Here is a 25988-nt window from a genome sequence, read left to right on the forward strand (position 1 = left end):
CGGTGATTGCGGCCCGCCCCCGGCCGGCGGGGCGACTGTCGAGCGGAACGGTCCCGCTCCGAAAGGACAGGAGCCAAACCCATGCCGCTTTCCACCGCTCAATCGCTCGGCTGGAGCCTCGCCCGCACGATGATGACGATCATCGTCCTTATCGAAACGACAAAAGGCTATGCGGTGATGCCCATCGAAGAGTTCGACGGCGACCCCGAACACATCGTGTGCGAATATGACCCGTTCAACCGCTGAGCCCGCAAAATTTGCCCCGCGATGGTTCCAGTTCCGGTTCCGTCGCGGGTGGCCGTCTGCTAGATTGACGGTGCAGACCGCGCTGTGGTGGTGGTGGAGAGCGCGTCCCCAAGGAGGACGCTCGTGACTTTCATGCTTATCCTCGGCGCTGCCGCAGGCCTCTATCTCATCTGGCTTCTGTTCCGACTGGCGGCCCTCGCGCTGCCGCTTGGCGCCGGCATTGCTATCGCCTTCGAACTTCAGGGCCGCGGTTATGGCATTGGCGCTGCCCTTGCGATGGCATTTCTGGCGGGGCTCCTGCTCCATCTCGCTGGACGGCACCTCTATGCCCACGGTGGATCGACATTGCTGCGAGCCTGTATCGCAATGCTCTTCCTTCTCCCGGCGGGGGTCGCAGGCTATTATGGCATGACGGGGATCGTGAGGCTCTTCGTTACGGAGGGCATGCTGGTAACGATCCTGCCTGTGCTCGCTGCCGTCGTCGCCGCCGTGGCGGCGGTCCGGGGACTTGATGGGTCTTCGGTGGATGCAATTGGCGTCGGCGACCGGGAATGCGACGATCGAGCGCCCGCGATCCCGGCCTCCGCTTCGCCCGCTTCCGACCGCCTCTGAGTCCCTCGCTCCCGCCGCAGGAACACGGTCTCTTCCCTGCGCGATCTGCCGGCAAGCCGCTGCGCTGAGCCCGCTGGCCGCAACGGCGCTCCCCGATTTTCTTCCCCCGGCGTGCCGCCGTTCCTCGCGGACCAAGAAAATCGCTGCGCTGCCGTCCTCCGCATGCGCTCCGGGCCTGCGGCTGCGGCGCGGCCTCCTTTCCGGCCACCGATGCGCATCGAGACCGCGATCCTGCGGCTCGAAAGCAAGGAAAGGACTTCAACATGGCCAAGATCGGAACCTTCAAGAAAGCGAAGGGCGAATATAAGGGCGCAATCGCGTGCCTCGCCCTCTCGGTGGACGCGGTTCGCATCGTCCCCGAGGACAATCCCAAACCCAGCGCTCCGACCCACCGCATCTATGTCGGCGACGTCGAGGTGGGTGCGGCCTGGGAGAAGACCAGCCAGGACGACCGCACCTATCTCTCGACCAAGTTCGACGACCCGAGCTTCACCGCGCCCTTCTTCGCGCAGCTCTTCGAAGGAAGCGACGGCGACTATGACCTCGTCTGGACCCGTCCCCAGCGGCGGGATTGATCGAGCACGCCGCCCGGCCACAAGCCGGGCGGCGATACTCTCATTTTGAGGCTTTTCGCGCGGGGATTCTCCGCCGCAATGCGTTACGATGATCCTTTGCATGCCGCTAACCATGTTCCAGCCGATGCGGGCAAGCTGCTGATAGGCTTTGCTTTCATTCCTGAAGATCAGCCGGAGGTGCGAATGGATCAGGTCGTCGATTGGCAATCGCCATATTTTCCGAGAATATTCGAAACATATGATCGCGCCGATTTCGCGCAGGAGTTCCTGCGCCGAAGCCCGGCCTATCGCCGCGCCTATCGTTCGGCCGCGTTGGCGCCGACGCGGCGGCGCACCGCGCGCCTCGCTGGGCTCGCGCGACGATGGGGGTTGGTCTTTCGCCCTGGACCCTGACCGATCCGTCACCGAATCCCCCGCGCTCTGGCAGCCCGAGGCCTGCGCGCATGTCGCCATCGCCGAACCGGCGCCCGACGGCTTTGCCGCGCCGCGGCTCGCCGAGCTCATCGCCTCCGCGGATATCGCCTCCGAGATCATCCTGCCGGGCGAGTGGCATCTCGTGTTCGTGGCCGACGGACGGCGCTTCCGCCTCTGGCTTCGCCGCTTCCTCGCCGATGAACGGCTCGCCTATGTAAATCCGGCCGATCCGCACAGCGAGCTGCGGATGGCCGTGAGCCTCGCCGTACAGCGCGGCTTCTCGGCGGGCGTCACGACGCATCGCTTCCTGCGGGGAGGCGCCCCCGGACCATCCGAGCGCTGGCGTCTCATCCAGTGGCTGCGGCTCCTCGACGCCTCCGCCGAGGGGCGTTCGGCGCGCGACATCGCCGCCGCCCTCATCCTTGACGATGCCCAGGATTTCTCGGCCGCAGACTGGGACGGATCGAGCGAGCGCCGTCGCATCGCGCGCTGGCACCGCGCCGCGGTCGCGATGCGCGACGGCGGCTATCAGGAGCTGCTCGGCGCCGCCTGATCGGGACATTCCGCGCGTCGTCACTTTGTCCGTTCCTAAACCGCATCCCGATTTCCGAATGTCGCCGCCTCTCCGCCGGAGCCCGCCACGGGACCCGGCGCTGCGAACGGAGGCCCCTTTTGAGCGACATGCATACCCCCATTTCGCCGCGCTACCTCAAGACGCCCGACGCTGCGCTGCACCTCGGGCTGTCGAGCCGGACGCTCGAAAAACATCGCTGCTTCGGAACGGGTCCCGAATACCGCAAACTCGGCGGGCGGATCGTCTACGCGATCGCTGATCTCGACGCCTGGGCCGAGATCGGCCGCAAGAAGTCGACGTCCGATCCCGGCAAGGGCGTCGTCCATCCCGCGCGCCCGGTCCGCCGCTGATGCGCCCCGCCCACAGCATCCCGCACGCTCCCGGCGTGCAGCCGGTCGAGGCGACCGCGAGCGGTCTCACCGACCTCGAGCTGACCTGGATCGAGCAGCGGCTCGAGCATTGGCTGCGCTTCGGCCGCGTCGCCGCCGAGCGCATCGTCAGCCGCCGGACCCGCATCGTCTCCTTCCGGCCCGAGGCCGTCTTCGGCTTCGTCCGTTGGGGCGCGAACGACTTCGGCACCATCTTCTCGAGCATCTCGGTCATCGCGGCGCCCGCGCCGCGCGCCCCCTTCGCGACGCATCCCTATGTGCGCCCCGGAGGCGACATCCTGCTCCGCGTCGACGGTTGGCCGAGGGTCCAGCAGGTGCTCTCGGCGATCGATGCGATCGAGGCCGACGGGCTCGACCCGTGCGAGACGGCCCCCGATCATTGGCGCCACATCGGCAGCCATATCGCCGCCGGACTGCCGTTCCGGCCCTATGGTCCGGAGCGGCACCGGGCATGGCTCCAGCGCAAGGCGATCGCGCCATGAACCGCCGCTGGTTCCGCGCGACCGCGGCGAGCGCTACGCTCTTCGCGGCGCTGTTCGTCGCGGCGACAGCGCTCGCGCCGCAACCGCGCCTCATCTGGAATGCGAGCCCGAGCGTTCCGATCGGCTTCTACCGCGTCGATGTCGGCGCCGAGCCCGCGGTTGGCGACCTCATCCTCTTCCACCCGCCCGAGGCGGTCGCGGCGCGTCTCGCCGTGCGCGGCTATGTGCCGCGCGGCGTGCCGCTCCTGAAGCATGTCGCCGCCGGTGAAGGCGCGCTCGTCTGCCGCAGCGGCACCTTCGTGACGATCGACGGCGCGCCGGCAGCACGCGCGCGGGACGCCGACCGCCTCGGGCGGCCGCTGCCGCGCTGGCTCGGCTGCCATCGCCTGCGTGCCGGCGAACTGTTCCTCCTCAACCCCGCGCCCGACAGTCTCGACGGCCGATATTTTGGACCGCTCCCCGACACCGGCGTCGTCGGCGTCGCGCACCCGCTGCTCGTCCGCGATGCGCCCGGCGCGCCGCTGCGCTGGCGCCGTGACGCCGATCGCTCCGCATTCACCCCCGAAGGAAAGGATATGTCCTCATGATTATCGGAAGCTTTCAATCCGCCGGCGACGGCTATGCCGGACAGATCCGGACGCTGCTGCTCGATGCGATGATCGCGATCGTTCCGGCGAAGCCGAACGACGCGGAAAATGCACCGGCCTGGCGTGTCCTCCTCGTTGAAGCCGATACCGGCGTCGAGATCGGCGCAGGCTGGGAACGGCGCAGCGAACGCGCCGGCTCCTATATCGCCCTGCAGATCGACGACCCGGCGCTCGCGGTTTCGCTGCGTGCCAATCTGCTCCGTTCGACGCAGAACGAGGATGAATATCATCTCCTCTGGACGCGTCCCGTCCCACGCGAACAAGCGTGAGCATCATGCATCCGGCTCGCTCGGCGCGCGTCCGCGCCGTGCGCCTCGCCTTGCTGCTGCTCTGCGCGGCGAGCGCCGCCCCGGACCGGGCATGGGGCGCGGCGCCGGCGGAAGCGGCGACGGCCGCGGCCCACCCCTATGCCGCCCATGTGGCGGAGGCATCGCAACGCTTCGGCGTTCCGGAGGTCTGGATATGGCGCGTGATGCATGTCGAGAGCCGCGGCAAGCCGCGGGCGCTCTCGCATGCCGGTGCAATGGGGCTGATGCAGATCATGCCCGCAACGTGGGCGATGCTGACGGCGCAGCATCGTCTCGGGTCCGACCCCTTCGACGTGCGCGCCAACATCCTCGCGGGCGCGGCCTATCTGCGCGCGATGTGGGACCGATATCGCGACGTTCGCCTCATGTTGGCTGCTTACAATGCGGGCCCCGGCCGCGCCGACGCCTATGCAGCGGGGCGGCGCGGCTTGCCCGCCGAGACGGTCGCCTATGTGGCAGCCATCGCGCCCGCGCTCGGTGCGCCGGCTGCTCCGTCAGCGGCGATGGCGCGGACGGCCGAACCGCCGAGCTGGCGCAGCGCGTCGCTCTTCACCGAGCAGCGATCGGACACGCCGGCTGCAACTTCGGTGCAGCGCGGCGACGCCGCGGCTGCAGGGCCGTCGCATTCCGTGCCTGCTCCCTCGCCCCTCTTCGTCCCGCTTTCCGGGGACAATCGGTGATGGTCGTCCTGGCGATATTTGCTGAAGTGCGCGGGTCCATGGATAGGCACTGCTTGGCGTTCAGAAGGGGTTTGGGGGGATGGCAAGATAAAAGACCTGCCAGCTCGCTGGCAGATTGTGGTTGGATTACAGCGCTTTATGCGTATGGCACCCCCCTCCGGCTGCCATATCGACCTCTGGATTTCCGAGGCAGAACAAGCGCTTACGATATGGCACCGGCGCCGTGAGCGGCGACGAGCATGATTTTCGGGTGCGACCGGGAAGGGGTCGCGATGCTGGTTCGGGATCGGCGCGGCGCGGGAAAAGGCTCGCGGCGCAGGTGCGCAAGGCAGCCGCCCGCTCGGGTTACACCCGCTCCCGTCGGGGCGGCGGCGGTCGCAGCGGGACCGGTCGGCATGGCCGCGGCCGTGCCGCGCTTGCGACGATCCGGCGGGGTCCCGCGCAGCGCCGCGTGACGGTCATGGCGCGCATCGTCCGGCACAAGGGCGCGCAGTTTCGCTCCGCGCCTCTCGCACGGCATATCGCTTATCTCGAACGCGACGGCGTCACCCGCGATGGACGCGATGCCATGATGTTCGATGCGTCTGGAGACGCCGCCGACCGCGAGGCCTTCGCCGATCGCTGCTCCGACGATCGCCATCATTTCCGCTTCATCGTCAGCCCTGAAGATGCCGAGCAGCTCCAGGACCTTCGGACCTTCACCCGCGATCTCATGGGCCGGATGGAGAAGGATCTCGAGACCCGGCTCGACTGGGTGGCGGTCGATCACTGGAACACCGACAATCCGCATATCCATATACTCGTGCGCGGCGTCGCCGAGGACGGAAGCGACCTGGTCGTCGACCGCGCCTATATGTCGGAAGGCGTGCGCGGACGGGCGTCGGAGATCGCCACTCTTGAACTCGGTCCGCGAAACGAACAGGAGATCGACGCCAGCCTCGTGCGGGAGACGGGCGCCGAGCGTTGGACCGGGCTCGACGCGCGGCTGCGCGAACGCAGCGGCGAAACGGGGATCGTCGATCTTCGTCCCGACCCGAACGTGCCGCCCGGCCGCGATCGGCATCTCATCGGACGTGCGGCGAAGCTCGAGGAGCTTGGGCTCGCGACGCGCCTTGGACCCGGCATATTCGAGATCGATCCGCGCTCCGAAACCATATTGCGCGACCTCGGCGAGCGAGGCGACATCATCAAGGGCGTCCACCGCGCCATGCGCATGCAAGGGCTCTCCTTCGACGCATCGAGGCTCGCCCTTCACGGCGAGGCGGAGCGTTCGGGCCTCGTCGGGCGGCTGGTCGCACGCGGCCTCGACGACGAGCTTGCCGGCTCCGCCTTCGCCATCGTCGACGGGACCGATGGACGGACCCATCACATCAAATTCTCCGACCTCCAATGGACCGGGGACGCGAAGCCGGGCGCGATCGTCGAACTGCGGCGCTGGGAAGGACGCGACGGCGGCGAGCATCTCTCGCTCGCCCTGCGATCGGACCTTGCGGTCGCCGACCAGATATCCGCGCGCGGCGCAACCTGGCTCGACCGCGAGCTGGTCGCGGCGAGGCCCACGGCAGGAACGTCGGGATTCGGCATCGATGTTCGCCGCGCCATGGCCGCACGCGCCGAGTTTCTCGCGAGCGAAGGCCTTGCGAGCCGTCAGAACGGCAAGCTCGTACTGGCGCCCGATCTCATCGAAACGCTGAAGCGGCGTGAGCTCGAGGCGGCCTGCGAAACCATCGCCGCGCGCACCGGGCTCGCGCATCGCCCGCCGGCCACCGGCGACGCGGTGAGCGGGACCTACCGCGAGCGCGTGTCGCTCGCCTCGGGGCGCTTCGCGATGATCGACGACGGGCTTGGCTTTCAACTCGTGCCCTGGCGCCCGGCGCTCGACCGGCACCTCGGGCAGCAAGTCACCGGCACCGCCACCGCGGGCGGCATCGACTGGAGCCTTGGCCGTAATCGCGGGATCGCGATCTGAGAAAGGATGAACGATGAGCGACAGGATATTATGGGGCCAGATCTTCGCGGTGCTGCTGATCGTCCTCGCGGCGGTCTGGACCGCGACCCAATCGACGGCGGAAGCGCTCGGATTTCAGGCGGCGCTCGGTGCCCCCTGGTTCCGCATCGGCGACTATCCCGTCTATCCCCCGCCCGCCTTCTTCTGGTGGTGGTTTGCCTTCGACGCCTATGCGCCGCCGATCTTCTACCGCGGAGCCGCGATCGCCGCGTCGGGCGGGCTGCTGTCGGTTGTCGTCGCGATCAGCATGTCGGTGTGGCGTGCGCGCGAGCGCCGGCGGGCCGAGACCTACGGATCGGCACGCTGGGCGCAGGAGCGTGAGATACGGGCTGCCAACATGCTCGGCCCCGATGGCGTCATTCTCGGGCGCATAGCCGGAACCTATCTGCGTCACGATGGCGCCGAGCATGTCCTCTGCTTCGCGCCGACCCGATCCGGAAAGGGCGTCGGCCTCGTGGTGCCGACCCTGCTGACTTGGCCGGGGAGCTGCATCGTCCATGACATCAAGGGCGAGAACTGGCAACTCACCGCGGGCTTTCGGGCAAAGCATGGCCGGGTGCTGCTCTTCGATCCGACCAACCCCGCATCGGCCGCCTATAATCCGCTCCTCGAAGTCCGGCGCGGCGCGTGGGAAGTGCGCGACGTGCAGAATGTCGCCGACGTGCTGGTCGATCCCGAAGGAAGCCTCGAGCGTCGAAACCACTGGGAGAAGACCAGCCACGCCCTGCTCGTCGGCGCGATCCTCCATGTTCTCTACGCGGAGGAGGAAAAGAGCCTCGCCGGTGTCGCGGCCTTTCTGTCGAACCCCGAGCGCAAGATCGAGGCGACGCTCCACCGGATGAAGACCACCCGCCATTTGGGAGATCGCGTCCACCCGGTCGTCGCCGCGGCGGCGCAGGAGCTGCTCAACAAGAGCGAGAATGAGCGTTCGGGCGTGCTGTCGACCGCCATGTCCTTCCTCGGTCTTTATCGCGATCCGGTGATCGCCAAGGTCACGGGACATTCCGAGTGGCGCATCGCGGACCTGATCGGGAGCGAGCGCCCGGTCTCGCTCTACCTCGTGGTGCCGCCCGGCGATATCAGCCGGACCAAGCCACTCATGCGCCTGATCCTCAACCAGATCGGGCGGCGGCTGACCGAGGAGCTGAATCCCAAGGCTCGGTCGCAACGGCTGCTGTTCATGCTCGACGAGTTTCCCGCGCTCGGACGTCTCGATTTCTTCGAAAGCGCGCTCGCCTTCATGGCGGGCTATGGCATCAAGGCCTTTCTGATCGCCCAGTCGCTCAACCAGATCGAGAAGGCCTATGGCCAAAGCAATGCGATCCTCGACAATTGCCACGTCCGGGTCAGTTTCGCGACGAACGACGAGCGAACCGCCAAACGGATTTCCGATGCGCTCGGTACGGCAACCGAACAGCGTGCGATGAAGAATTATGCGGGCCACCGGCTCTCGCCCTGGCTTGGCCATTTGATGGTGTCGCGCACCGAAACCGCCCGGCCGCTGCTGACCCCCGGCGAAGTGATGCAGCTCCCACCGGACGACGAGATCGTGATGGCCGCCGGCCTCGCGCCGATCAGGGCCAAGAAGGCGCGATACTATAGCGACCGGCGCTTGGCCGGCCGCGTCATTCCGCCGCCCGTACCCGGTCGCGGTCTTCCCGCCGCCCACGACTGGATGGCCGACCGGGTACAGCAGCCGATAGAGACGAAAGCGAAGGCGGCGGAGGACGATGACGCGGCCAATGGCGGCATTCGGCAGGAACCCGAACTTCCCGTCCATGAGGATATCGCGCCGCCGCCGCCGCGCAGCGTCAACGGCGAGTTCGATTTCAGCGAAGATGGAGCACAGGCCGATGCGGCGAGGCTCCGCGCCGCGGCCGATCGGCAGATGGCGCGGGGCGCCCGCGCAGCGGCGCTCGATCCTGACGACGGGATCCAGCTGTGATCCGATCGCATGTCAAACAGACCTTCCGGATCGAAACCGGCCTGTCGCGCGACCTGACAGACCTTGCCCGCCGACGCGGCCTCACCCGGACCGAAGTGCTGGAGGCTGCACTGCGCTCCTTCCTCTCGCCCGATCAGGAGGAGCGGATCGAGGCGCTGTTGACCCGGCGCCTCGACCGCATCGGCCGCCAGCTCGACCGCATCGAATGGCACGGCGAGATGTCGGGCGAAGCGCTGGCCCTGTTCGTCCGGCACTGGCTTACGAGCACGGCGCCTTTGCCCGATGATGCATTGCCGGCCGCACAGGCCAGCGGGAAGCGGCGGTGGGAGGCGTTCGTCGATGCCCTGTCACGCAGGATGGAAGCTGGACCAAAGCTCGCCGCGGAGTTGATGCGCGATGTCGGCAGCGCTGACTGAAATCTCGGCTGATCAGCCCCATCCAAGTTTTGTCAGCAGCCTGATGACCTCGGCAGGGGCGCCAAACCATATCGCTGCGATCAGGGGTGTCGAAAGCGCCAGATATTTGAGCGGCGTTCTGGCGAGTTCTAGGAACACGGCTGATTTTGGGAAGCCATTCTGAAGCAGCGCCATGAACTGTGCGGTCTCGGCCTCGCGATCTGTCATCGAGCGGCCGCTGGCGGGCGGGAGTGGGGGACTGTCGTTCATCACAAACCTCACGGATTCATCGCGAAAATGGCGCGCTGTTACAGATGCGCGTGCGGGTTACCGTGAGGGATAAGCCCTCCGGGCTGGAGTGCCCCTCAGGCGAGTCGCTTGTCAACAGGGTGAATCGCAATTTTATCAACAGTCGGGGGTGCGTCTGGGGATATCTCCCGGCATTTCCGGGAAAGCCGGAGTTCGTTCAGTCCGCTTCGCCCTGCTGCTCGCGCTCGCGTAGTCTCTCGGCGTAGCGGTAGCTCGCTTCGAAGGAGTGATAGGTATCGGCGTAGCGATCGATGTCGCCGAGCGCGCATTCGACCTCATAGGCCACCGAATGGGGCGACGAGCCCGGACGCTTTCGGGCCAGCCAGCGCTCCAGCTTGTCGAAGCGGCTCTGCATCCCCTGCACGCTGCATGCGATGCGCAGATCGTCGAGATTGCTACTCGTTCGATTACGGCTCCAGGCCCTGCAGGCGAACTCAAGCTCTTCACCCCGTGTCAGGGGGCGATCGCTGAGATCGGCCCCACCATCTTTCGCGAGAGTCGGGTCGGCCTGTACATTGGCAAGGCCCGCACTGAGTGCCTCGCAGAGTTCGCTATGATATTTATCCCGGAGCGCGGCGTCCCAATCATAGGGGCCAGCGCCGACGAAAAGATGCGGCAGCTTGAAATGCGCCTGCACCGCCTTCGGCAGCATCTTCTCGATCCGGATCACTCCGCGAATGACATCGAGAAGGCGCTCGGCGTCGATCCCGGCCCAGGGCCGGGCCAGATTTTCGAGCGCGCCAAGGTTCGAATTGGTGGGCGTGTCCCCCGTGTTCCAGTATCGCATGGTCAGTGCTTCCGTTTCTCTTTGGCCTTGATCCCTAAAGTGGCTTTCGCTTCCTCGCTCGCATTCTTCCCGATTTGGTCGAGGCGCTTTCTCACTATGGGGTCCGCAAGGAGTTGAGCCTTGGGTCCTTCGCCGGAACCGCAGACGACAGCATAGAAGAGCCGGTATAGCTCCTGTGCATGCTCGGCTCCGGCCACGGCAGCGTCGATGTCGCCCTGCCGGTAAACCAGTATGTCCTTGTCATCGATCGGTTCGGGCCTGATCACGCCGCGTCCATCGGGCAATATCTCAGATCTTTGTCGATGGCTGACATTATGGTTCACGATCGTCTTCGGATGGGTGAGCAGGATTGCATCCGGCAGTTCGGAGCTATGACCCCAGACGCGGTGCGCAAACTGGTTACGCTCGGTTCGCGAGGTCTCGGCCACCGACCCGATGGTCTGCAGGAGCAATTGCTGCCATTCCGGCAGCGCTTCCTTGGCCGCGGCGTTGAGCGCCGACCTCTGGCCTCCCGAATTGACGAGCGAAAGATACATGGCCGTGCCCACCGCGATATCGGCTTTCAGCATGCGGCTGAGGATGCTCGCGAGATCGCCATCGATGTGGGCCCAGAGCGCTATGATATAGGCTACATCAGCCGCGAACGGCGAACGGCGCAAAACGCCGGGGCCGAAGAACAGCTTCCCATCGGGCGCGACATCGAAAAGGCGTTCGGGCATCAGCTGCGATCTAGGCCGCTCGTCGACACCACCCGTGCCGAGGCGGTCGCGCGCGCCACGCATCGACCCTCTGCGTCGAAAAGCTCGCCCTCGAGAAAGGCGACCGTCTTCCCCAATTGGACGATCCGGCCGACACCGGTGAAGCTGCCCGGCCGCGCGGGAGCGAGATAGCTGATGTTGAGCGAGATGGTTGCGCAATAATAGGCGCCCCCTGATTTCACGAGAACCGTCGGTCCCAGCGTATCGTCGAGCATCGCAGCGACGAAGCCGCCCTGGATATTGCCTCCGGGATTACAGAAGGCGGGCTTCCCTTCCATTCTCACGCGTATGGTGCCGGTGGCTTCGTCGGCCTCGATAAGCTCCCAGCCAAGTGTTTCTGCGCAGGGCGGGCGTGCGAAGCCGTCGAATATGCTCATGTCCATCTCCCGATGCTGCCTGGCTAGTGCAGGCATTCGGCAGCATAGTGACGGGCCTCTCCGCCAAACTCCAGACCTGTCGCAATCAGCATTCCATCCCGGACCAATCTGTCTGGTCATGCTCGCTTTTCTCCGGGTGCGAATGCTGGCATCCCCGGTGCTCCATCACATTGGGAGAGAATAATGGACGAAGACGCTTTGTTCGCGGTTGGAACAGTCCTGGCGGCGATCGGCGGCCTGCTGGAACGAAAGGGCGTCTGTACCACCACCGAATTTGCCGAAACTCTTGGCGGCGTTGCCCTGATGACCGCCGAGTCCGGTGAGCAGTACCGGAACCGTGCCGCCTATGTCGGCAGTTGGGCACAGATGGTGCGCGCTGCCGCCGAACATGCTGGCGGCGCGCGCGAGCATTGACCCATCCTCATTCGGCGCCAGCTTCGAAATAGGCGCGCATCCGGTGGGCAATGACTGGATCGAGCCGGATGAAAGTCCGGCGCCCGTCGATCGGATCGGGCACGCGGCGCGTAATCCCGGCATCGCAGAGGCGCTGCGCCAGCCTCAACGCGCTGCTCATCGGGATCGAGGATGTGACGCACAGCGCGCTGATGGAGAGGCGCTTGCGTTCGCACTCGTGAACAAAGAGATCGATCAGCATCTCCCAAGCGGGATCGCCGAAGAGTTCGGGTGCCCCGATCAGCTGCTGGCGGAGGAGGCGCCTGCGCATTGCGGCCCTTGCATTGGCGAGCGCAATGTCCCCATGGTCGATGCGCGCGGGACCTCCCGGACTTCGCAATGTGAAGGAGGCTGACGGAACGGGCCTTCCGGCAAGGGTGTCATCTCTCACGACGTGATGGCAGTGGGTTGAGGTCACGACGATGTGGTCGATGATCTCGACGTTAAGCGATCGGCCGATAATCTGAAGCTTCTGCGTCGCCTCGATGTCCTCGGTACTCGGATTATGGTTTCCACTCGGGTGATTGTGGACAAGGATGAGGCCCGCTGCATTCAACTCTAAGGCGCGTCGAAAGATCGTTCTCGGAAAGATGGAAAGCTGTGCCAGCGAGCCGCTTTGAACGACCTCATCGGCAATCAGGTGCCGTGCGCCATCTAGGAACAATATCCTGAGACGCTCGTCTGGCAGCGATCCCATCGACATGATCAAATATTGGCGCAGCCGCCGGTCGAACGGATCTATAGCGATGCCTCGCATGTCCCCTGCAAGACTCTCGATGGCGACCGCCCGGGCCTGGAGAAGAAGCGAGACGACGCTGGATTGAGATCCGAGCACCTTGGTCAGTGCCTCGGGCGATTGCGCCAAAATGCGACTGACCGACTGGAACGCTTCTAGAAGCCGCTTCGCTAGGAGGTCGCTGTCCTCGGGCGCGATAACTTCGATGAGCTTCGCCAGGCTGGATCGCTGCCGTTCTTCATGAGCCGCTTTTGATGCCGCCAGGTTGCGGCGATGAGGAGAGGGGGAAGCACCCAGGAAGTGGCCACCTGCATCGTGAGATAGGCCACCGGGTCCATCTGAACGTCCACCGCGCGGCTGAAGTGCGCCAGTAGCGGCAAACTGTGAAGCGGTGCCGCAATCATCGGCCAAAAGCGGTGCGCGACCATCGCGAGGATGAAGGTCGAAGAAGCTCCGAAAATATCGAGAGCAAGATATCCAACATCGACCGAGTGATAGACTACGGTGCCAAATGTCACGAGGATTCGGTCCCAGATCACGATCGTCACCGCAATCCCGACCATCGTTCGCTCGGGAGCGCCACCCCGCCACGCGGCATAACCGAGAGCAACCAGCAAAAAGGCGGCGAAGATGGCTATTCGCATCTTCCGACCTTCCCATGCCGACTGCTCCCGGTCAATTCACCTCAGGCTACGGCCGAAAGATGGTCGCCGCGGAGGCCTGCGGCGGCCGGGCATTCCCGTAAATCGTAGCCAGCAGTCTCTTTTCCGATATCGGCAAGTTCGCCGTGGGCACGGAGGATGTCGCCGCTCACCTCGACCAGCGACATCTGCGCCTTTGCCAGACGAAGAATCGTGCCTTGGCCGGTTTTCGTGGGCACGCCCGTTTCTCGCCTCGCAGTAACAACGCTGGTGAAGAGCGATGATACTGCGATCAGCGCGTCGTCGACCCGCATCTCTGCATTGGGTACCTCACGCTCCAAGCGGGCGGTCATAGAATCCAAATTCTGAAGCATATCCTCTCCTTCGCCGGAGCGCGCGGCTCCTCACGTTGCGGTTGAACGATGAAGGGATCAGCGCGACACGAGCTCGGTAAGCAGGTGTGCAATTCCTAGGCCGCCAAGCGGAACCAGAAGCAGAATGACCACGACGGCCAGCATGATGCCAATTCGCGTTGCCGAACCAAAATCGTGTCGAAACAAATCCCTGAACGGCGAACCCGTGGCCGTTGAACTTCCAACGGCAGCGACGCTGTCGTGCAAGTCCATCAGGTTTGGCGGGCTTCCGTCTGGGAAGTTTGATGGCACCAGTTCGGGAACTGCCGGTAGTATGATTGGATCACATGGTATCCGATCATAGGTCTGGCGGAGCCGCGCGTAGATGATCGCGGTCTCGTCGCGGTTGGCCGCGCCCAGCGTGTCGCGTGCGGTGGTGAGCCGCAAATCCACCGCCTGCTTCGATATGTCGAGGTCGCGGGCGATCTGTTTCGAGGTTTTTCGTTCCAGCAGCAAATCGAGACAGGCCCGCTGCTTTTCTGTCAAGCGCGTCCACCTCAAGAACTCGTCCGAATGCTGCGACCCCGAATCACTCATCCTGACACTGTTGTCAAAATCGCGCTCGGCACAACCCGCCGACCTTCATTTAATCGCTTCCGAATCGGAACTGATCGCATCGCGGCCTACGCCATTCCCTGTCTTTCTTACCCACAGTACGACGCGCGCAAATCTCTGTTGAAGATAGTGAATCTCTGCGTCTCTTACTCGTCCCCGTCGAGCCGGGCGTCCTTGCCCGGACCATCCAACGGGGACTATCATGGGCGCAGAAGCGGTCCGTTTCGAGGCACAGGGACGTGGTGCCCGCATGCTGCGGACAGCGCTTGGCGGCGCGATTGCCGAGTGGCTTGCCGACCCCGCGGTCATCGAAATCATGCTCAATCCCGACGGTCGGCTCTGGGTCGATCGCCTCGGCGCAGGGATCGCCGATAGCGGCATCCTTCTCGCGGCCACCGATGGCGAGCGCATCATCCGGCTCGTGGCGCATCATGTCGGCGCCGAGGTCCATGCCGGGTCGCCGCGCGTGTCGGCCGAACTTCCCGAAAGCGGCGAGCGCTTCGAGGGCCTGTTGCCGCCCGTGGTCGCGGCGCCGACCTTCGCGATCCGCAAGCCCGCGGTCGCCGTCTTCTCGCTCGGCGATTATGTCGCAGCCGGCATCATGTCCGCACCGGCGGCCGAGGCGCTACGCTCCGGGGTCGCCGACCGCCTCAACATCCTCGTCGCCGGCGGAACCGGGACGGGCAAGACCACGCTCACCAATGCCCTGCTCGCCGAGGTCGCCAAGACCAGCGAGCGCGTCGTCCTGATCGAAGACACCCGCGAGCTCCAATGCGCGGCTCCGAACCTCGTCGCGATGCGCACCAAGGATGGGGTCGCGTCGCTGTCCGATCTCGTCCGTTCCTCGCTTCGGCTTCGGCCGGACCGCATCCCGATCGGCGAGGTCCGCGGTGCCGAGGCGCTCGACCTTCTGAAGGCCTGGGGCACCGGACATCCCGGCGGCATCGGCACGATTCACGCGGGCAGCGCGATCGGCGCGCTCCGCCGCATGGAGCAGCTCATCCAGGAAGCCGTGATCACGGTCCCGCGCGCTCTTCTCGCGGAGACGATCGATCTCGTTGCCGTTCTCGTGCGCGACGGCGCCGGGCGGCGCCTTGCCGAACTCGCCCGCGTCGACGGTCTCGATGCGTCGACCGGCGACTATCGCATCACCCCCCTCTTTACCCCCGAAGGAGACTGACCATGACCCACGCCGCCCGGCGGGAGGCACCGCGCTTCCTGCTCGCCTCGACCGCTCTCTATGTCGGCCTCGTTACCGCCTTCCAAGCTCGGGCCGGTGGCTCGTCGATGCCGTGGGAAGCACCGCTGCAATCGATCCTCGAAAGCGTCGAGGGGCCGGTCGCGAAGGTGATCTCGCTGATCATCATCATCATCACCGGGCTGACCATCTCGTTCGGCGACACGTCGGGCGGTTTTCGCCGCATGGTCCAGATCGTGTTCGGGCTGTCGATCGCCTTCGCGGCGTCGAGCTTCTTCCTGACCTTCTTTTCCTTCGGCGGCGGAGCCGTCGTCTGATGGATGCCCCGGCCGAAGTCACCGGTTTCTTCGCGCCCGTGCACCGCGCGCTCGCCGAGCCGATCCTGCTCGGCGGCGCACCGCGCGCCCTCGCGATCGCCAATGGCACGCTCGCAGCCGGGATCGGCCTTGGCCTCCGCCTCTGGATCGCTGGCCTCGTCCTCTGGATCGTCGGCCATGCGCTCTCGGTCTGGGCGGCGCGCCGCGACCCGCAATTCGTCGACGTCGCCAAACGTCACCTCAAATATCCTGTCTGGATGCGGCCATGATGAACCTCGCCGAATATCGCTCGAAGTCGGCCTGCCTTGCCGATTATCTTCCCTGGGTCGCGCTGGTCGCCGAGGGCGCCGTGCTGAACAAGGATGGCTCCTTCCAGCGAACCGCGTCCTTCCGCGGTCCCGATCTCGACAGCGCCACCCCCGCCGAACTCGTCGCGGTCACCGCCCGGCTCAACAATGCGATCCGGCGCCTCGGCTCGGGCTGGGCCTTGTTCGTGGAGGCGCAGCGGCTGCCGTCGCGCGATTATCCCGCATCCTCATTCCCCGATCCGGCATCCGCTCTGGTCGACATGGAGCGCCGCGAGCAATTCCGGGAGGAAGGGGCGCATTTCGAGAGCCGCTATTATCTGACCCTCCTGTGGATGCCGCCGGCCGAGGATGCCTCGCGGGCGGAGGGCTGGCTTTATGAAGGGATGGAGCGCTCGGGGGTCGATCCGAAGGAGCATCTCGCGAGCTTCATCGACCGGTCGAACCGTATCCTTCATCTCGTCGAAGGCTTCATGCCCGAAGCCGAATGGCTCGATGACGGCGAGACGCTGACCTATCTCCATTCAACCGTATCGACGAAGCGGCAGCGTGTCCGGGTCCCCGAGACGCCCATCTATCTCGACGCGCTGCTGACGGACCAGCCGCTCATCGGCGGGCTTGAGCCGCGGCTCGGCGAGCAGCATCTGCGGACACTGACGATCACGGGATTTCCGACCGCCACCTGGCCCGGCCTGCTCGACGATCTCAACCGGCTGGCCTTCGCCTATCGCTGGTCGACCCGCGCGATCATGCTCGACAAGACCGACGCGACCAAGCTGCTGACGAAAATCCGGCGGCAGTGGTTCGCCAAGCGCAAGTCGATCGCGGCGATCCTGAAGGAGGTGATGACCAACGAGCAATCGGCGCTCGTCGACAGCGACGCCTCGAACAAGGCCGCCGATGCCGACATGGCCTTGCAGGAGCTCGGCGCCGATCATGCCGGCGTCGCCTATGTGACCGCGACCGTCACCTTGTGGGACAGCGACGCGGCCCTCGCCGCGGAGAAGCTGCGGCTGGTCGAGAAAGTCATCCAGGGGCGCGACTTCACCTGCACGATCGAGGGCATGAACGCGATCGAGGCCTGGCTCGGGAGTTTGCCCGGCCACGCCTACGCCAATGTTCGCCAACCGCCGATCTCCACCCTCAACCTTGCCCACATGATCCCCCTGTCTGCCGTGTGGGCGGGGGCGGAACGGGACGAGCATTTCGGAGACGCCCCCTTGCTGTACGGCAAGACCGAAGGCTCGACCCCGTTCCGCCTTTCGCTCCATGTCGGCGACGTGGGCCATTGCCTCGTCGTCGGTCCGACGGGGGCGGGCAAGTCGGTCCTGCTCGCGACGATGGCCATGCAGTTTCGCCGCTATCCGGGCTCGCAAATCTTCGCGTTCGATTTCGGCGGCTCGATCCGCGCCGCCGCCCTCGCGATGGGCGGGGACTGGCAAGATCTTGGTGGGGCGCTCCACGATGGGGAGGGCGGCGTGGCGCTGCAGCCGCTCGCCCGGATCGACGAGACGTCCGAGCGGAGCTGGGCGGCCGAATGGCTCGCCGCGCTGTTCACGGGCGAAGGAATGACGATCGACCCCGCGGCGAAGGAGCATCTCTGGTCGGCGCTGACCTCGCTGGCGACGGCGCCTGTCGCCGAACGCACGCTAACGGGGCTCGCGGTGCTCCTCCAGTCGCGCGACCTCAAGCAGGCGCTCGCGCCCTATTTGGTCGGCGGACCCTGGGGACGGCTGCTCGATGCCGACGAAGAGCGCATCGGGGCCGCGCGCGTGCAGGCCTTCGAGACCGAGGGACTTGTCGGCGCCGCGTCGGCGGGACCCGTCCTGTCCTATCTGTTTCACCGGATCGCAGGACGGCTCGACGGCTCGCCGACGCTCATCATCATCGACGAAGGCTGGCTCGTGCTCGACAGCCCGGCCTTCGCGGCGCAGCTCCGCGAATGGCTTAAGACGCTCCGCAAGAAGAATGCGAGCGTGGTCTTCGCGACGCAGAGCCTTGCCGACATCGAATCCTCTAGCATCGCACCCGCGATCATCGAAAGCTGTCCGACCCGCATATTCCTGCCGAACGAGCGCGCGCTCGAGCCGCAGATTGCCCGCATCTACGAGCGCTTCGGCCTCAACGACCGGCAGATCGAGATATTGAGCCGGGCGACGCCTAAGCGCGACTATTATTGCCAGTCGCGGCGCGGCAATCGTCTCTTCGACTTGGGGCTGGGCGAGGTCGCGCTCGCCTTTACCGCGGCATCCTCGAAGACCGACCAGACGCGCATCGCCGAACTCTTCGCAGCGCATGGTCCCGACGGATTCGCGGCCGCCTGGCTTTCCCACCGCAAGCTCGAATGGGCGGCCGAGCTGCTCCCCACCATTGCCGCCCCCAATGAGGAGTCCCCCCGATGAAGAAGAATATCGTCCGCGCCGTCGCTGCCGCGGCACTTGTGTTGCTGCCCGTGTCGGGCGCGATGCTGGCCGTCCCGGCGAGCGCCCAGCTCGGCGGCATCGTCCACGATCCGCGCAACTATTCGCAGAATATCCTGACCGCGGCGCGCACGCTCGAGCAGATCAACAACCAGATCAAGCAGCTGCAGAACCAGGCGACCTCGCTGATGAACGAGGCGAAGAACCTCAACAGCCTGCCGACATCGACGCTGGGCACGCTCGAGGCGCAGGTCGACCAGACGCGCCAGCTCCTCGCGCAGGCCGAGGGCATCGCGTTCAACGTGTCGGACATCCAGAAGGGGTTTGAGGCACGCTACAAGGGCGGAGCGCTGACGGGCTCGGCGGCCGAGATGGTCGCCAATGCCGAGGCGCGCTGGAAGGACAGCGTCGGCGCCTTCGAGGATGCGATGAAGGTGCAGGCCGGCATCGTCACGAATATGGGCAGGACGCGGACGTCGATCTCGACGATCGTCGGCGCCAGCCAGTCGGCAACCGGCGCGCTGCAGGCCGCGCAGGCGGGTAACCAGCTGCTCGCCATCCAGTCGCAGCAGATCGCCGATCTCGCCGCCGTCATGAGTGCGCAGGGCCGCGCCGAGATGCTCGATGCCGCGCGCGCCGCGGCCGCCGAGGCCGAAGGCCGCGAACGCTTCCGCCGCTTCCGCAAGGGCAATTGAGATGGGCCGGGCGGGCGGGCTGGTGATGGGGGCAATCGTCCTGGGTCTTGCGCTGACCCTTGCCCTTGTCGCCGCGCTCGATCCGCCCGCGCCCCGTGCATCCGCTCCCGCGATCTCCGGGGCGGACGCACCCCCCGATTATGGCGACACCCTTCGTCGCTGCCGAACCGCCACCGAAGCCGATCCCGAATGCGAGGCGGCCTGGGAAGCGAAGCGGCGCCATTTCTTCCGGACCGAAAAGAGCAAGCCATGAACGACACCGGCGTTATCGATAATTTCCTGTCGGTCTTCTCGACCTATATCGACAGTGGGTTCGGATTGCTCGGCGGCGAGGTCGGCTTCCTGTCCTCGACGCTGATCGTGATCGACATCACGATCGCGGCGCTCTTCTGGGCATGGGGCACCGACGAGGATGTGCTGCAGCGACTGGTGAAGAAGACGCTCTATATCGGCGTCTTCGCCTTCATCATCGGCAATTTCCAGGCGTTGGCCACGATATTGCTCGAGAGCTTCGCCGGGCTTGGCCTGAAAGCGGCAGGAAGCGCGATGGCGATCGGTGATTTCATGCGCCCCGGCATGATCGCGTCCACCGGCCTCGACGCGGCCGAGCCCTTGCTCGACGCGACCGCCGATCTTGTCGGCCCCGTGGGGCTCTTCACCAACTTCGTTCAGATCCTGATCCTGCTGATCGCATGGGTGATCGTCGTGATCGCCTTCTTCATTCTCGCGGTGCAGGTCTTCGTCACGATCCTGGAGTTCAAATTGGTGACGCTCGCGGGCTTCGTCCTGCTGCCCTTCGCCTTCTTCGGACGCACCGCCTTCATGGCCGAGCGCGTCCTCGGTCACATCATTTCCTCAGGCATCAAGCTGCTCGTGCTCGCGGTCATTACCGGCATCGGCACGACCCTCTTCCAGCGCTTCATGGACGCGGGGCTCGGGACCGAACCCGACATCCGCGAGGTGATGGCGATCGCACTCGGCGCCTTGACCCTGCTCGGTCTCGGCATCTTCGGTCCGAGCGTCGCCAACGGCATCGTGGCGGGCGGCCCGCAGCTCGGCGCAGGCGCCGCCGCAGGCACGACCCTCGCGGCCGGGGCGACCCTCGCCGCTGGCGCGGCGGGCGCGACGCTGGCGGCCGGCGCGGCGAGCAGCGCCGTCGGTCGCACCGCGCTCGGAGCCTCGCGCGCGTCCGGCAGCGCTTCGGCATCCTATGCTCGGGGTGCGGCCGGGAAGAGCGGGATGCGGGCGTTCGGTGCGGGGCTCGCCAATGTGGCCCGTGACACGGCGCGCGGCGCGGGTTCGCCGCTCCGCGCCGCGGCTGACCGCCTGCGTCAAAGCTATGCAGCGGGGCAGGCGGGCAAGTCCGCGGCCGGCGCTGCCGCCGCCAGCGACGGCGCGGCGTCGCCCCCGACCTGGGCGGCCGCCATGAAGCGGCGGCAGGCCGTCACCTCGGGCGCCACCATCGCCTCGCAGACCCTCAAGGCCGGCGACAGCCATGGCGCCGGCTCCGCTCCCGACATCAGCCAGAAGGATTGAACCCATGTTTCGACGCCCGTCCCAACATTATGGCAAGTCCCCGGTCCCGGTTACGCCCTACCAGCGCGCGGCGCAGGTCTGGGACGACCGCATCGGCTCGGCCCGCACCCAGGCGAAAAGCTGGCGTCTCGCCTTCTTCGGCTGCCTTGCGCTTTCGGGCGGACTCGCCTCGGCGCTCGTCTGGCAGTCGCTCCGCGGCACGATCACCCCCTGGGTGGTTGAGGTCGACAAGCTCGGCGAAGCCAGGTCGGTGGCGCCCGCCGATGCCGACTATTCGCCGACCGATCCGCAGATCGCCTTCCATCTCGCGCGCTTCATCGAGCATGTCCGCTCGATCCCGGCCGATCCGGTGGTGCTCCGCAAGGACTGGCTCAGCGCCTATGACTTCACCACGCCCAAGGGCGCGCAGGCGCTGAGCGATCACGCCCGCGCGAACGATCCCTTTGCCGAGGTCGGCAAGATGCAGGTCGCCGTCGACGTGTCGAGCGTGATCCGCGCATCGCGCGATAGCTTCCGCATCGCCTGGACCGAGCGCCGCTATCAGGATGGCAGCCTCGTCGAGACGTCGCGCTGGTCGGCGATCCTGACCACGTCGATCCAGCCGCCCCGCACCCCCGACGCCCTGCGCCGGAACCCGCTCGGCGTTTTTGTCACCGCTATTTCTTGGTCGAAGGAGCTCAGCCAATGATCCGCCTTACCCTTCTTTTCGGCGCCGCTGCGCTCGCGCTGCCGGCGCAGGCGGCACCCGCCGATCCGCGCACGCAGGTCGGCCGCGCGAACGACGCGGCGCGCGTCCAGCCCGAGCGCGCGACCTTCCTCAACGCCATCCAGAAATATGCCTGGGCCGATGGCGCGCTGTTCCAGGTCTACACCGCGCCCGGACAGGTTACCGATATCGCATTGCAGGAAGGCGAGGAGCTTGTCGGTCCGGGGCCAGTCGCGGCCGGCGACACGGTGCGCTGGGTCATCGGCGATACGGTGAGCGGGTCGGGCGCGTCGCGGCGCGTCCATATTTTGGTGAAGCCCACGCGCCCCGACATCGTGACGAATCTGGTCATCAACACCAGCCGTCGGACCTATCACATCGAGCTGCGCGCGACCCCCGCCACCTATATGGCGGCGGTCTCCTGGTCCTATCCGCAGGACGAGCTGATCGCGCTTCGCGCCGCCGAGAGTGAACAGGCGCGGCTCGCTCCGGTTGCAGGCGGGATCGATTTCGCGGCGTTGAGTTTTGCCTATCGCATCTCCGGCGCGAAGGTCCCCTGGCGGCCGGTGCGCGTTTTCGACGATGGGCGCCAGCTCTTCGTCGAGTTCGGCGCTGCGATCGCAACAGCGGACATGCCCCCGCTGTTCGCGATCGGCGAGAAGGGCGCGGCGGAGCTGCTCAACTACCGGGTCGACGGCCGTTACATGATCGTCGACCGCCTTTTCGATCGCGCCGAACTCCGGCTGGGGAGCGGGCGCGGCGCCAAGGCCGTGCGGATCGAACGCGAAACGCCGCGCCCGCGAGGCCGGTCGTGACGGCGCCCGAACAGCCGGGCACAGAAGCTGTGCCCGCCGAGGCCGAGGTCGCGCCGATCGCCCCTGCGAGCCCCGATGCGTTCCGCCTCGCGGGTGAGGCTCCGCGGGTCATGCGTCTGTCGCGGAAAACTCTGGCGGTTATCGGCGGGGCCGGCGGCATCGCGATCGCGGCATCGCTCATGTGGGCGCTGCGAACGCCGGCCCCGGCCGAGCGTCAGGAGCTCTATGAAGCGAGCAACAATGCGAGGCCCGACGCGATCACCGGAGCGCCCGCCGATTATGGCGCCGTGCCGAAGCTCGGTCCGCCGCTCCCCGGCGACCTTGGCCGGCCGATCGTTGCGGCGCAGGGGAGCGGCGAAGCCATCCCCGTCCCGCCGATCGGCGCGGAAGGGGGCAATCCTCCCGATCCGCGCGTGGCCGCCGCCGAACAGGCGCGGCAGCGGGCACTGCAGGAGCGCGAGAGCGCCCAGACGAGCCGGCTCTTTCTGGGGGGCGGAACCGCAAGTTCCGCAGCAACAGATATTGTGTCTCCTGAGGCGGCCGCGCCCGAACAGGCGGCGGAGCCTCGCACGCCCAATGAGGGGCGGCGTCAGTTTCTGGCGTCGGGGACGAAAAGGCCCCTCGAAAGTGGCGAGCGCCTGATCGCCCCGAGTTCCGCGCTGGTCGTCCAGGCCGGGACTGTCATTCCGGCAGCGCTCATCACGGGCATACGCTCCGACCTGCCGGGCCAGATCAGCGCGCAGGTGACGCAGAATATCTACGACAGTCCGACCGGGCGTATCCTTCTCATCCCGCAAGGGTCGCGGTTGATCGGCGAATATGACAGCGAGATCGCGGCGGGACAGAGCCGGGTGCTCCTCGCATGGGATCGCCTCATCTTGCCCGGCGGACGATCGATCCGCCTCGAACGGCAGCCCGGCGCCGACGCCGCAGGCATGTCGGGGCTGGAGGATCGGGTGAACAATCATTGGGGCCGGATGGTCCGCGCCGCGCTCGTCTCGACCCTGCTCGGGGTCGGGAGCGAGCTCAGCGTGGGCGGCGACGACGAACTCGCCCGGGCGCTCCGCTACGGGATGCAGGACAGCACGAGCCAGGCCGGGCGCCGCATCGTCGAGCGCGAACTGGCGGTGCGTCCGACGCTCACCATCCGACCGGGTTTCGCGCTCCGTGTGATCGTCACCCGCGACCTCATTCTCGAGCCGCAGGCGGATTGGCGATGAGTCGGCTGCGACTTGGGCCGATCGTTGAGGAGAAGCCGGTCAAGGCTACTGTTGAACTCACGGGCAAGCTTGCGCGCGATCTCGCCGACTATGCTGCGGCACATGCGAAGGAAAATGGCCTGTCGGAGCCGTTGTCGATCGAACGGCTCATACCGCCGATGCTGGAACGGTTCGTCGCGACCGATCGCGGTTTTGCGAGGGCGCGGCATTAGGCGGCTGAAAGTCTCTTGTAAGCTGGGCCCTTATCGCCGTGGGAGATATTCTCGCGCAATCTTGAGCCTCTCAACGTCAGCGGTGATGGCGGTCCGGAAATGCGATGACTTGACCTTCACCTCGCAGGGAAGCGTCACGATCGGACGATGCGAGCTTCAGCGTAACAACCTCAGCCGCATCGCGATCGAACCATCCTGGCGACAGGCCGCAAAGCAGTTCGACATCGGTCGCCGAGATTGTGAACTCGGTCGCCAGCAGGTCAGCCTTGCTGCGAACGCCGTTGTCGACGATCAGGTTGAGGCTGTCACGCAGCGCTCGTGGTTGCTGGACTGGCCAGTGCTGGTCGAGCGGTTCGCCTTTTGACCAGCCTTTTGCCGAGTAAAGTTTGTAAAGCTGCCGCGACAAGTCCTCGGGAATGATGTCGAGATCCGAAAGGCGCTTGATCTGCGCCTTGATCGATACCCGCCACCTTTCCTTGAGGCTGGCCAACACAGCAAGCGAGCAGCGCCGGACCTCATGGGGATAGCTTGTCGAAGGCATGAGAAAGGCGCTGCCGAGCCGAAAGGCCTGCCGCTCGATTACGCGGAGATTAGCCTCGAACTCCTCTTCTGGCACCGCTCTATGGAGGATGGCGTGCGCTAGCTCGTGAGCTGCGTCCATCTGCCTGCGAGGGAAGGACATCTTGTCGGTCGCAAGAAGTACATGCGGCCGGCCGTCGATAGGGGACCAACTGCAAAGACCATCAAGCTTGGTCGTATTCATCGGTATCGTCGCAACGACGATGCCGATGCGCTCCATCAAAGTGACCATGTCGCCGCTCGGTCCTTCGCCGAGGTTCCAGTGCTTGCGAAGGTCGAGGGCGATCTGTTCGATGTCAGCATCGCGAAGCTGGGTATAGTCGGCACCCGCCAATACGTCGGGAATGTCGACTTCCGGCAGGTCGACATAATGGCTGATGATAAAGCTGGCCTCGTGCAGCCACTGCATCTGGGCCTTCTGATACGCGAGGTCGCGTACAAGGGTGCTCGACAGCGAACGCAAAAAGGTCGGTCGGTCGCTCTCATACGTTTCGCGCAGGAAATATTCCGGACGGACCTGCATCTCGCCGGCGAGCTGAAGAAGCGCGGCCGGGTCTGGGGTCTGGTCTGAATCCTCATCTTCCCATCGCGACACGGTGCTGGCGCTCGAATTGAGGCGCCGCGCCAACGCAGCGCGAGACGGGATACGCCGCGCATGACGAATCTCGGTCAGCCGTGCCGGGATGAACCCTGGAGTACCAATTCTCATGGCCGGAGTCCTTGCGGCTTCGCACCCTTTGAGGGGTGCGAAGCGGAGAAAAATCAGCGTTTGTCGGTGCGACCGACTTATTCGTTCGAGCCGTCCTCGGCGTCGCTATCCGGACGATTCTCCGGAGGCAAGAACAGCTTGCGAGTCTTGCGGAGTTTGACCTCGGCACCGCGATCGTCGGAACCATCGGGGCCATCCGGAGCATCGCTGTCTTCGCCGTAGCCGCGCAAGAAGTCTTCGAGCGACTCGTAAAAGATGAAGTCCTTGTAGTCGGCGCCGATGACGCCGACCGCTATTTCCTCAATCATGCCGGCTTTGTTGCGGTCGCGAGCGGTGAGAAAGAGAACGAAGATATCATTCGCGCGCAAGCTCTTCGGATCGTCGAACATGCTCGGCTGAAGATGCCAGTTCAACGTGACGCCGGCGGCACGCGACATGTTCTTCGCGGGCATCTTGCGCCGTTCGGGCATCGCCGCAAAACCGAGGATGACCCCGACCTTCGGACCCTGAAAGCGGGCGAAGGGCTGATATACGCGCAAGTCGGTGCCGGGCATGATGCCATCTTCGACGAGGTGGCCGCCATGAAGCTGGACGACCTCTTCATAGCCCTGCTCCTGCAGGCGGAAGCGGATCTGACCTTCGACCTCGCGGCTGCGCTTGGCGTTCAGCGGGATGTTCGTCTTCACGACATCGTGCGCTTTGAACGCCTCAGCGCGGTGACGGTCTTCGAGGTCGATCCACAGTTCCTTCGGAACGGTGTCGAGAATGGTGCGGCGAATATCCATGGAGCAGTGTCCCCGTTTAGCAACAAGGGATTTCTGTCACGAATCTGTGCGTATTGCAAGATGCTTTTGTAAATATCGTGCGCCTACCCGCATCTGACAGCGAAACGGAGCGCAATGGGGCGCAATTCGTGATCCGCTCATCCTCATGTCTGCCCAAAAGGAAACTGTCTGGAACTGCTAGAGGCGA

The 25988-nt window shown here is 65.7% G+C and carries 36 protein-coding genes; 26 read left to right on the forward strand and 10 right to left on the reverse strand.

Features of this window, described 5'->3' with window-relative positions:
• The first annotated feature begins 81 nt into the window (after positions 1-81).
• The 13 genes from GGR90_RS15150 (at position 82) to GGR90_RS15205 (ending at position 9296) form a co-directional block, all read left to right on the forward strand.
• Complete coding sequence (locus tag GGR90_RS15150; RefSeq protein WP_162928261.1) at positions 82-246, forward strand: hypothetical protein; 165 nt, start codon at positions 82-84, stop codon at positions 244-246.
• A gap of 123 nt (positions 247-369) precedes the next feature.
• The gene (locus GGR90_RS15155) at positions 370-858 is read left to right on the forward strand and encodes a hypothetical protein (protein ID WP_167922245.1); all 489 of its coding nucleotides are present in this window, start codon (positions 370-372) and stop codon (positions 856-858) included.
• A gap of 263 nt (positions 859-1121) precedes the next feature.
• The gene (locus tag GGR90_RS15160; RefSeq protein ID WP_167922246.1) at positions 1122-1433 is read left to right on the forward strand and encodes a DUF736 domain-containing protein; all 312 of its coding nucleotides are present in this window, start codon (positions 1122-1124) and stop codon (positions 1431-1433) included.
• 183 nt (positions 1434-1616) lie between these two features.
• Entirely contained in the window at positions 1617-1826 is a 210-nt protein-coding gene (locus GGR90_RS19530) for a transcriptional regulator domain-containing protein (protein ID WP_082396360.1), read from the forward strand.
• Between the two features lie 169 nt (positions 1827-1995).
• Positions 1996-2400: a DUF2285 domain-containing protein gene (locus GGR90_RS15165; RefSeq protein ID WP_342449959.1), complete on the forward strand. Its 405-nt coding sequence runs from the start codon at positions 1996-1998 to the stop codon at positions 2398-2400.
• Between the two features lie 128 nt (positions 2401-2528).
• Positions 2529-2771 carry a helix-turn-helix transcriptional regulator gene (locus GGR90_RS15170; protein ID WP_037553423.1) on the forward strand — a complete coding sequence of 81 codons (243 nt, stop codon included), beginning with the start codon at positions 2529-2531 and terminating at the stop codon, positions 2769-2771.
• Positions 2771-3292, forward strand: a complete 522-nt coding sequence (locus GGR90_RS15175) for a DUF2840 domain-containing protein (protein WP_167922247.1) — start codon at positions 2771-2773, stop codon at positions 3290-3292. The genes GGR90_RS15170 and GGR90_RS15175 overlap by 1 nt, the downstream gene beginning before the upstream one ends.
• A complete protein-coding gene (locus GGR90_RS15180) occupies positions 3289-3879 on the forward strand; it encodes a S26 family signal peptidase (RefSeq protein WP_167922248.1) in 591 nt (196 codons plus the stop codon). Before GGR90_RS15175 ends, GGR90_RS15180 begins: the two co-directional genes overlap by 4 nt.
• Positions 3876-4208 carry a DUF736 domain-containing protein gene (locus tag GGR90_RS15185; RefSeq protein ID WP_167922249.1) on the forward strand — a complete coding sequence of 111 codons (333 nt, stop codon included), beginning with the start codon at positions 3876-3878 and terminating at the stop codon, positions 4206-4208. Before GGR90_RS15180 ends, GGR90_RS15185 begins: the two co-directional genes overlap by 4 nt.
• Positions 4209-4213: 5 nt before the next feature.
• Positions 4214-4927, forward strand: a complete 714-nt coding sequence (locus GGR90_RS15190; RefSeq protein WP_167922567.1) for a lytic transglycosylase domain-containing protein — start codon at positions 4214-4216, stop codon at positions 4925-4927.
• A 223-nt stretch (positions 4928-5150) separates the two neighbouring features.
• On the forward strand, positions 5151-6896 hold the full coding sequence (locus tag GGR90_RS15195) for a DUF3363 domain-containing protein (protein WP_167922250.1): 1746 nt from the start codon (positions 5151-5153) through the stop codon (positions 6894-6896).
• Positions 6897-6909: 13 nt separating this feature from the next.
• Positions 6910-8880, forward strand: coding sequence for a conjugal transfer protein TraG (locus GGR90_RS15200; protein ID WP_167922251.1), 1971 nt, complete (start codon positions 6910-6912; stop codon positions 8878-8880).
• A complete protein-coding gene (locus GGR90_RS15205) occupies positions 8877-9296 on the forward strand; it encodes a CopG family transcriptional regulator (RefSeq protein ID WP_167922252.1) in 420 nt (139 codons plus the stop codon). The genes GGR90_RS15200 and GGR90_RS15205 overlap by 4 nt, the downstream gene beginning before the upstream one ends.
• Positions 9297-9308: 12 nt before the next feature.
• Here the strand turns inward: GGR90_RS15205 and GGR90_RS15210 are convergent, their stop codons facing one another.
• From GGR90_RS15210 to GGR90_RS15225, 4 genes are all read right to left on the reverse strand, one after another.
• Positions 9309-9545 (reverse strand): hypothetical protein, encoded by a 237-nt coding sequence (locus tag GGR90_RS15210; protein WP_167922253.1) that lies wholly within the window; start codon positions 9543-9545, stop codon positions 9309-9311.
• Positions 9546-9741: 196 nt separating this feature from the next.
• A complete protein-coding gene (locus GGR90_RS15215; RefSeq protein WP_167922254.1) occupies positions 9742-10371 on the reverse strand; it encodes a hypothetical protein in 630 nt (209 codons plus the stop codon).
• A 2-nt stretch (positions 10372-10373) separates the two neighbouring features.
• Positions 10374-11153, reverse strand: coding sequence for a hypothetical protein (locus GGR90_RS15220; RefSeq protein ID WP_167922255.1), 780 nt, complete (start codon positions 11151-11153; stop codon positions 10374-10376).
• A complete protein-coding gene (locus GGR90_RS15225; protein WP_209023797.1) occupies positions 11090-11506 on the reverse strand; it encodes a PaaI family thioesterase in 417 nt (138 codons plus the stop codon). Before GGR90_RS15225 ends, GGR90_RS15220 begins: the two co-directional genes overlap by 64 nt.
• Before the next feature lie 183 nt (positions 11507-11689).
• On the opposite strand from GGR90_RS15225, the gene GGR90_RS15230 reads away from it, so the two are divergent.
• The gene (locus tag GGR90_RS15230) at positions 11690-11920 is read left to right on the forward strand and encodes a hypothetical protein (RefSeq protein WP_037553358.1); all 231 of its coding nucleotides are present in this window, start codon (positions 11690-11692) and stop codon (positions 11918-11920) included.
• A 7-nt stretch (positions 11921-11927) separates the two neighbouring features.
• Here GGR90_RS15230 and GGR90_RS15235 read toward each other — a convergent pair whose 3' ends face one another.
• Genes GGR90_RS15235 through GGR90_RS15250 form a run of 4 tightly spaced genes read right to left on the reverse strand, consistent with a single transcriptional unit; the run spans position 11928 to position 14286 of the window.
• Positions 11928-12824, reverse strand: coding sequence for a JAB domain-containing protein (locus tag GGR90_RS15235; RefSeq protein WP_167922257.1), 897 nt, complete (start codon positions 12822-12824; stop codon positions 11928-11930).
• Positions 12825-12865: 41 nt separating this feature from the next.
• Positions 12866-13339 (reverse strand): hypothetical protein, encoded by a 474-nt coding sequence (locus GGR90_RS15240; RefSeq protein ID WP_167922258.1) that lies wholly within the window; start codon positions 13337-13339, stop codon positions 12866-12868.
• 41 nt (positions 13340-13380) lie between these two features.
• Positions 13381-13710: a hypothetical protein gene (locus GGR90_RS15245; RefSeq protein ID WP_245198718.1), complete on the reverse strand. Its 330-nt coding sequence runs from the start codon at positions 13708-13710 to the stop codon at positions 13381-13383.
• Between the two features lie 57 nt (positions 13711-13767).
• Positions 13768-14286 carry a LuxR C-terminal-related transcriptional regulator gene (locus GGR90_RS15250; protein WP_167922259.1) on the reverse strand — a complete coding sequence of 173 codons (519 nt, stop codon included), beginning with the start codon at positions 14284-14286 and terminating at the stop codon, positions 13768-13770.
• Positions 14287-14554: 268 nt separating this feature from the next.
• On the opposite strand from GGR90_RS15250, the gene trbB reads away from it, so the two are divergent.
• Genes trbB through GGR90_RS15305 form a run of 11 tightly spaced genes read left to right on the forward strand, consistent with a single transcriptional unit; the run spans position 14555 to position 23728 of the window.
• Entirely contained in the window at positions 14555-15484 is a 930-nt protein-coding gene (gene trbB, locus GGR90_RS15255; protein WP_381448615.1) for a P-type conjugative transfer ATPase TrbB, read from the forward strand.
• A gap of 2 nt (positions 15485-15486) precedes the next feature.
• Positions 15487-15819, forward strand: a complete 333-nt coding sequence (locus GGR90_RS15260; protein ID WP_167922261.1) for a TrbC/VirB2 family type IV secretion system protein — start codon at positions 15487-15489, stop codon at positions 15817-15819.
• Entirely contained in the window at positions 15819-16088 is a 270-nt protein-coding gene (locus GGR90_RS15265; protein ID WP_037553365.1) for a VirB3 family type IV secretion system protein, read from the forward strand. Before GGR90_RS15260 ends, GGR90_RS15265 begins: the two co-directional genes overlap by 1 nt.
• Entirely contained in the window at positions 16085-18526 is a 2442-nt protein-coding gene (gene trbE / locus GGR90_RS15270) for a conjugal transfer protein TrbE (protein WP_167922262.1), read from the forward strand. Before GGR90_RS15265 ends, trbE begins: the two co-directional genes overlap by 4 nt.
• Positions 18523-19239, forward strand: coding sequence for a P-type conjugative transfer protein TrbJ (trbJ, locus tag GGR90_RS15275; protein ID WP_167922263.1), 717 nt, complete (start codon positions 18523-18525; stop codon positions 19237-19239). The genes trbE and trbJ overlap by 4 nt, the downstream gene beginning before the upstream one ends.
• Before the next feature lies 1 nt (position 19240).
• Positions 19241-19492, forward strand: a complete 252-nt coding sequence (trbK-alt, locus tag GGR90_RS15280; RefSeq protein ID WP_039579026.1) for a putative entry exclusion protein TrbK-alt — start codon at positions 19241-19243, stop codon at positions 19490-19492.
• Positions 19489-20775, forward strand: coding sequence for a P-type conjugative transfer protein TrbL (gene trbL, locus GGR90_RS15285; RefSeq protein ID WP_167922264.1), 1287 nt, complete (start codon positions 19489-19491; stop codon positions 20773-20775). The genes trbK-alt and trbL overlap by 4 nt, the downstream gene beginning before the upstream one ends.
• A gap of 4 nt (positions 20776-20779) precedes the next feature.
• Entirely contained in the window at positions 20780-21463 is a 684-nt protein-coding gene (trbF, locus tag GGR90_RS15290) for a conjugal transfer protein TrbF (RefSeq protein ID WP_054731684.1), read from the forward strand.
• Complete coding sequence (trbG, locus tag GGR90_RS15295) at positions 21460-22296, forward strand: P-type conjugative transfer protein TrbG (RefSeq protein ID WP_167922265.1); 837 nt, start codon at positions 21460-21462, stop codon at positions 22294-22296. The genes trbF and trbG overlap by 4 nt, the downstream gene beginning before the upstream one ends.
• Entirely contained in the window at positions 22293-23516 is a 1224-nt protein-coding gene (locus tag GGR90_RS15300) for a TraB/TrbI/VirB10 family type IV secretion system protein (protein WP_342449951.1), read from the forward strand. The genes trbG and GGR90_RS15300 overlap by 4 nt, the downstream gene beginning before the upstream one ends.
• Positions 23513-23728 carry a DUF2274 domain-containing protein gene (locus GGR90_RS15305; RefSeq protein WP_167922266.1) on the forward strand — a complete coding sequence of 72 codons (216 nt, stop codon included), beginning with the start codon at positions 23513-23515 and terminating at the stop codon, positions 23726-23728. The genes GGR90_RS15300 and GGR90_RS15305 overlap by 4 nt, the downstream gene beginning before the upstream one ends.
• A 76-nt stretch (positions 23729-23804) precedes the next feature.
• Here GGR90_RS15305 and GGR90_RS15310 read toward each other — a convergent pair whose 3' ends face one another.
• Both GGR90_RS15310 and GGR90_RS15315 read right to left on the reverse strand, forming a co-directional pair.
• The gene (locus GGR90_RS15310; protein WP_245198719.1) at positions 23805-25016 is read right to left on the reverse strand and encodes a helix-turn-helix domain-containing protein; all 1212 of its coding nucleotides are present in this window, start codon (positions 25014-25016) and stop codon (positions 23805-23807) included.
• A gap of 77 nt (positions 25017-25093) precedes the next feature.
• Positions 25094-25570, reverse strand: a complete 477-nt coding sequence (locus tag GGR90_RS15315) for a hypothetical protein (protein ID WP_167922267.1) — start codon at positions 25568-25570, stop codon at positions 25094-25096.
• Positions 25571-25597: 27 nt separating this feature from the next.
• Between GGR90_RS15315 and GGR90_RS15320 the strand changes: the two genes are divergently transcribed.
• Positions 25598-25873: a hypothetical protein gene (locus tag GGR90_RS15320; RefSeq protein WP_167922268.1), complete on the forward strand. Its 276-nt coding sequence runs from the start codon at positions 25598-25600 to the stop codon at positions 25871-25873.
• Positions 25874-25988 lie beyond the last annotated feature (115 nt).

Source organism: Sphingopyxis italica, assembly GCF_011926545.1.
GTDB classification, from domain to species: Bacteria; Pseudomonadota; Alphaproteobacteria; order Sphingomonadales; family Sphingomonadaceae; genus Sphingopyxis; species Sphingopyxis italica.

Excerpts from the sequence above, each read along its gene's own strand:
- GGR90_RS15150 (WP_162928261.1), top strand. The coding sequence starts at position 82 with ATGCCGCTTTCCACCGCTCAATCGCTCGGCTGGAGCCTCGCCCGCACG.
- GGR90_RS15160 (WP_167922246.1), top strand. The coding sequence starts at position 1,122 with ATGGCCAAGATCGGAACCTTCAAGAAAGCGAAGGGCGAATATAAGGGC.
- GGR90_RS19530 (WP_082396360.1), top strand. The coding sequence starts at position 1,617 with ATGGATCAGGTCGTCGATTGGCAATCGCCATATTTTCCGAGAATATTC.
- GGR90_RS15170 (WP_037553423.1), top strand. The coding sequence starts at position 2,529 with ATGCATACCCCCATTTCGCCGCGCTACCTCAAGACGCCCGACGCTGCG.
- GGR90_RS15175 (WP_167922247.1), top strand. The coding sequence starts at position 2,771 with ATGCGCCCCGCCCACAGCATCCCGCACGCTCCCGGCGTGCAGCCGGTC.
- GGR90_RS15180 (WP_167922248.1), top strand. The coding sequence starts at position 3,289 with ATGAACCGCCGCTGGTTCCGCGCGACCGCGGCGAGCGCTACGCTCTTC.
- GGR90_RS15185 (WP_167922249.1), top strand. The coding sequence starts at position 3,876 with ATGATTATCGGAAGCTTTCAATCCGCCGGCGACGGCTATGCCGGACAG.
- GGR90_RS15190 (WP_167922567.1), top strand. The coding sequence starts at position 4,214 with ATGCATCCGGCTCGCTCGGCGCGCGTCCGCGCCGTGCGCCTCGCCTTG.
- GGR90_RS15200 (WP_167922251.1), top strand. The coding sequence starts at position 6,910 with ATGAGCGACAGGATATTATGGGGCCAGATCTTCGCGGTGCTGCTGATC.
- GGR90_RS15210 (WP_167922253.1), bottom strand. The coding sequence starts at position 9,545 with ATGAACGACAGTCCCCCACTCCCGCCCGCCAGCGGCCGCTCGATGACA.
- GGR90_RS15215 (WP_167922254.1), bottom strand. The coding sequence starts at position 10,371 with ATGCGATACTGGAACACGGGGGACACGCCCACCAATTCGAACCTTGGC.
- GGR90_RS15220 (WP_167922255.1), bottom strand. The coding sequence starts at position 11,153 with ATGCGTGGCGCGCGCGACCGCCTCGGCACGGGTGGTGTCGACGAGCGG.
- GGR90_RS15225 (WP_209023797.1), bottom strand. The coding sequence starts at position 11,506 with ATGAGCATATTCGACGGCTTCGCACGCCCGCCCTGCGCAGAAACACTT.
- GGR90_RS15230 (WP_037553358.1), top strand. The coding sequence starts at position 11,690 with ATGGACGAAGACGCTTTGTTCGCGGTTGGAACAGTCCTGGCGGCGATC.
- GGR90_RS15240 (WP_167922258.1), bottom strand. The coding sequence starts at position 13,339 with ATGCGAATAGCCATCTTCGCCGCCTTTTTGCTGGTTGCTCTCGGTTAT.
- GGR90_RS15245 (WP_245198718.1), bottom strand. The coding sequence starts at position 13,710 with ATGCTTCAGAATTTGGATTCTATGACCGCCCGCTTGGAGCGTGAGGTA.
- GGR90_RS15250 (WP_167922259.1), bottom strand. The coding sequence starts at position 14,286 with ATGAGTGATTCGGGGTCGCAGCATTCGGACGAGTTCTTGAGGTGGACG.
- trbB (WP_381448615.1), top strand. The coding sequence starts at position 14,555 with ATGCTGCGGACAGCGCTTGGCGGCGCGATTGCCGAGTGGCTTGCCGAC.
- GGR90_RS15260 (WP_167922261.1), top strand. The coding sequence starts at position 15,487 with ATGACCCACGCCGCCCGGCGGGAGGCACCGCGCTTCCTGCTCGCCTCG.
- GGR90_RS15265 (WP_037553365.1), top strand. The coding sequence starts at position 15,819 with ATGGATGCCCCGGCCGAAGTCACCGGTTTCTTCGCGCCCGTGCACCGC.
- trbE (WP_167922262.1), top strand. The coding sequence starts at position 16,085 with ATGATGAACCTCGCCGAATATCGCTCGAAGTCGGCCTGCCTTGCCGAT.
- trbJ (WP_167922263.1), top strand. The coding sequence starts at position 18,523 with ATGAAGAAGAATATCGTCCGCGCCGTCGCTGCCGCGGCACTTGTGTTG.
- trbK-alt (WP_039579026.1), top strand. The coding sequence starts at position 19,241 with ATGGGCCGGGCGGGCGGGCTGGTGATGGGGGCAATCGTCCTGGGTCTT.
- trbL (WP_167922264.1), top strand. The coding sequence starts at position 19,489 with ATGAACGACACCGGCGTTATCGATAATTTCCTGTCGGTCTTCTCGACC.
- trbF (WP_054731684.1), top strand. The coding sequence starts at position 20,780 with ATGTTTCGACGCCCGTCCCAACATTATGGCAAGTCCCCGGTCCCGGTT.
- trbG (WP_167922265.1), top strand. The coding sequence starts at position 21,460 with ATGATCCGCCTTACCCTTCTTTTCGGCGCCGCTGCGCTCGCGCTGCCG.
- GGR90_RS15305 (WP_167922266.1), top strand. The coding sequence starts at position 23,513 with ATGAGTCGGCTGCGACTTGGGCCGATCGTTGAGGAGAAGCCGGTCAAG.
- GGR90_RS15310 (WP_245198719.1), bottom strand. The coding sequence starts at position 25,016 with ATGAGAATTGGTACTCCAGGGTTCATCCCGGCACGGCTGACCGAGATT.
- GGR90_RS15315 (WP_167922267.1), bottom strand. The coding sequence starts at position 25,570 with ATGCCCGGCACCGACTTGCGCGTATATCAGCCCTTCGCCCGCTTTCAG.
- GGR90_RS15320 (WP_167922268.1), top strand. The coding sequence starts at position 25,598 with ATGAAGCTGGACGACCTCTTCATAGCCCTGCTCCTGCAGGCGGAAGCG.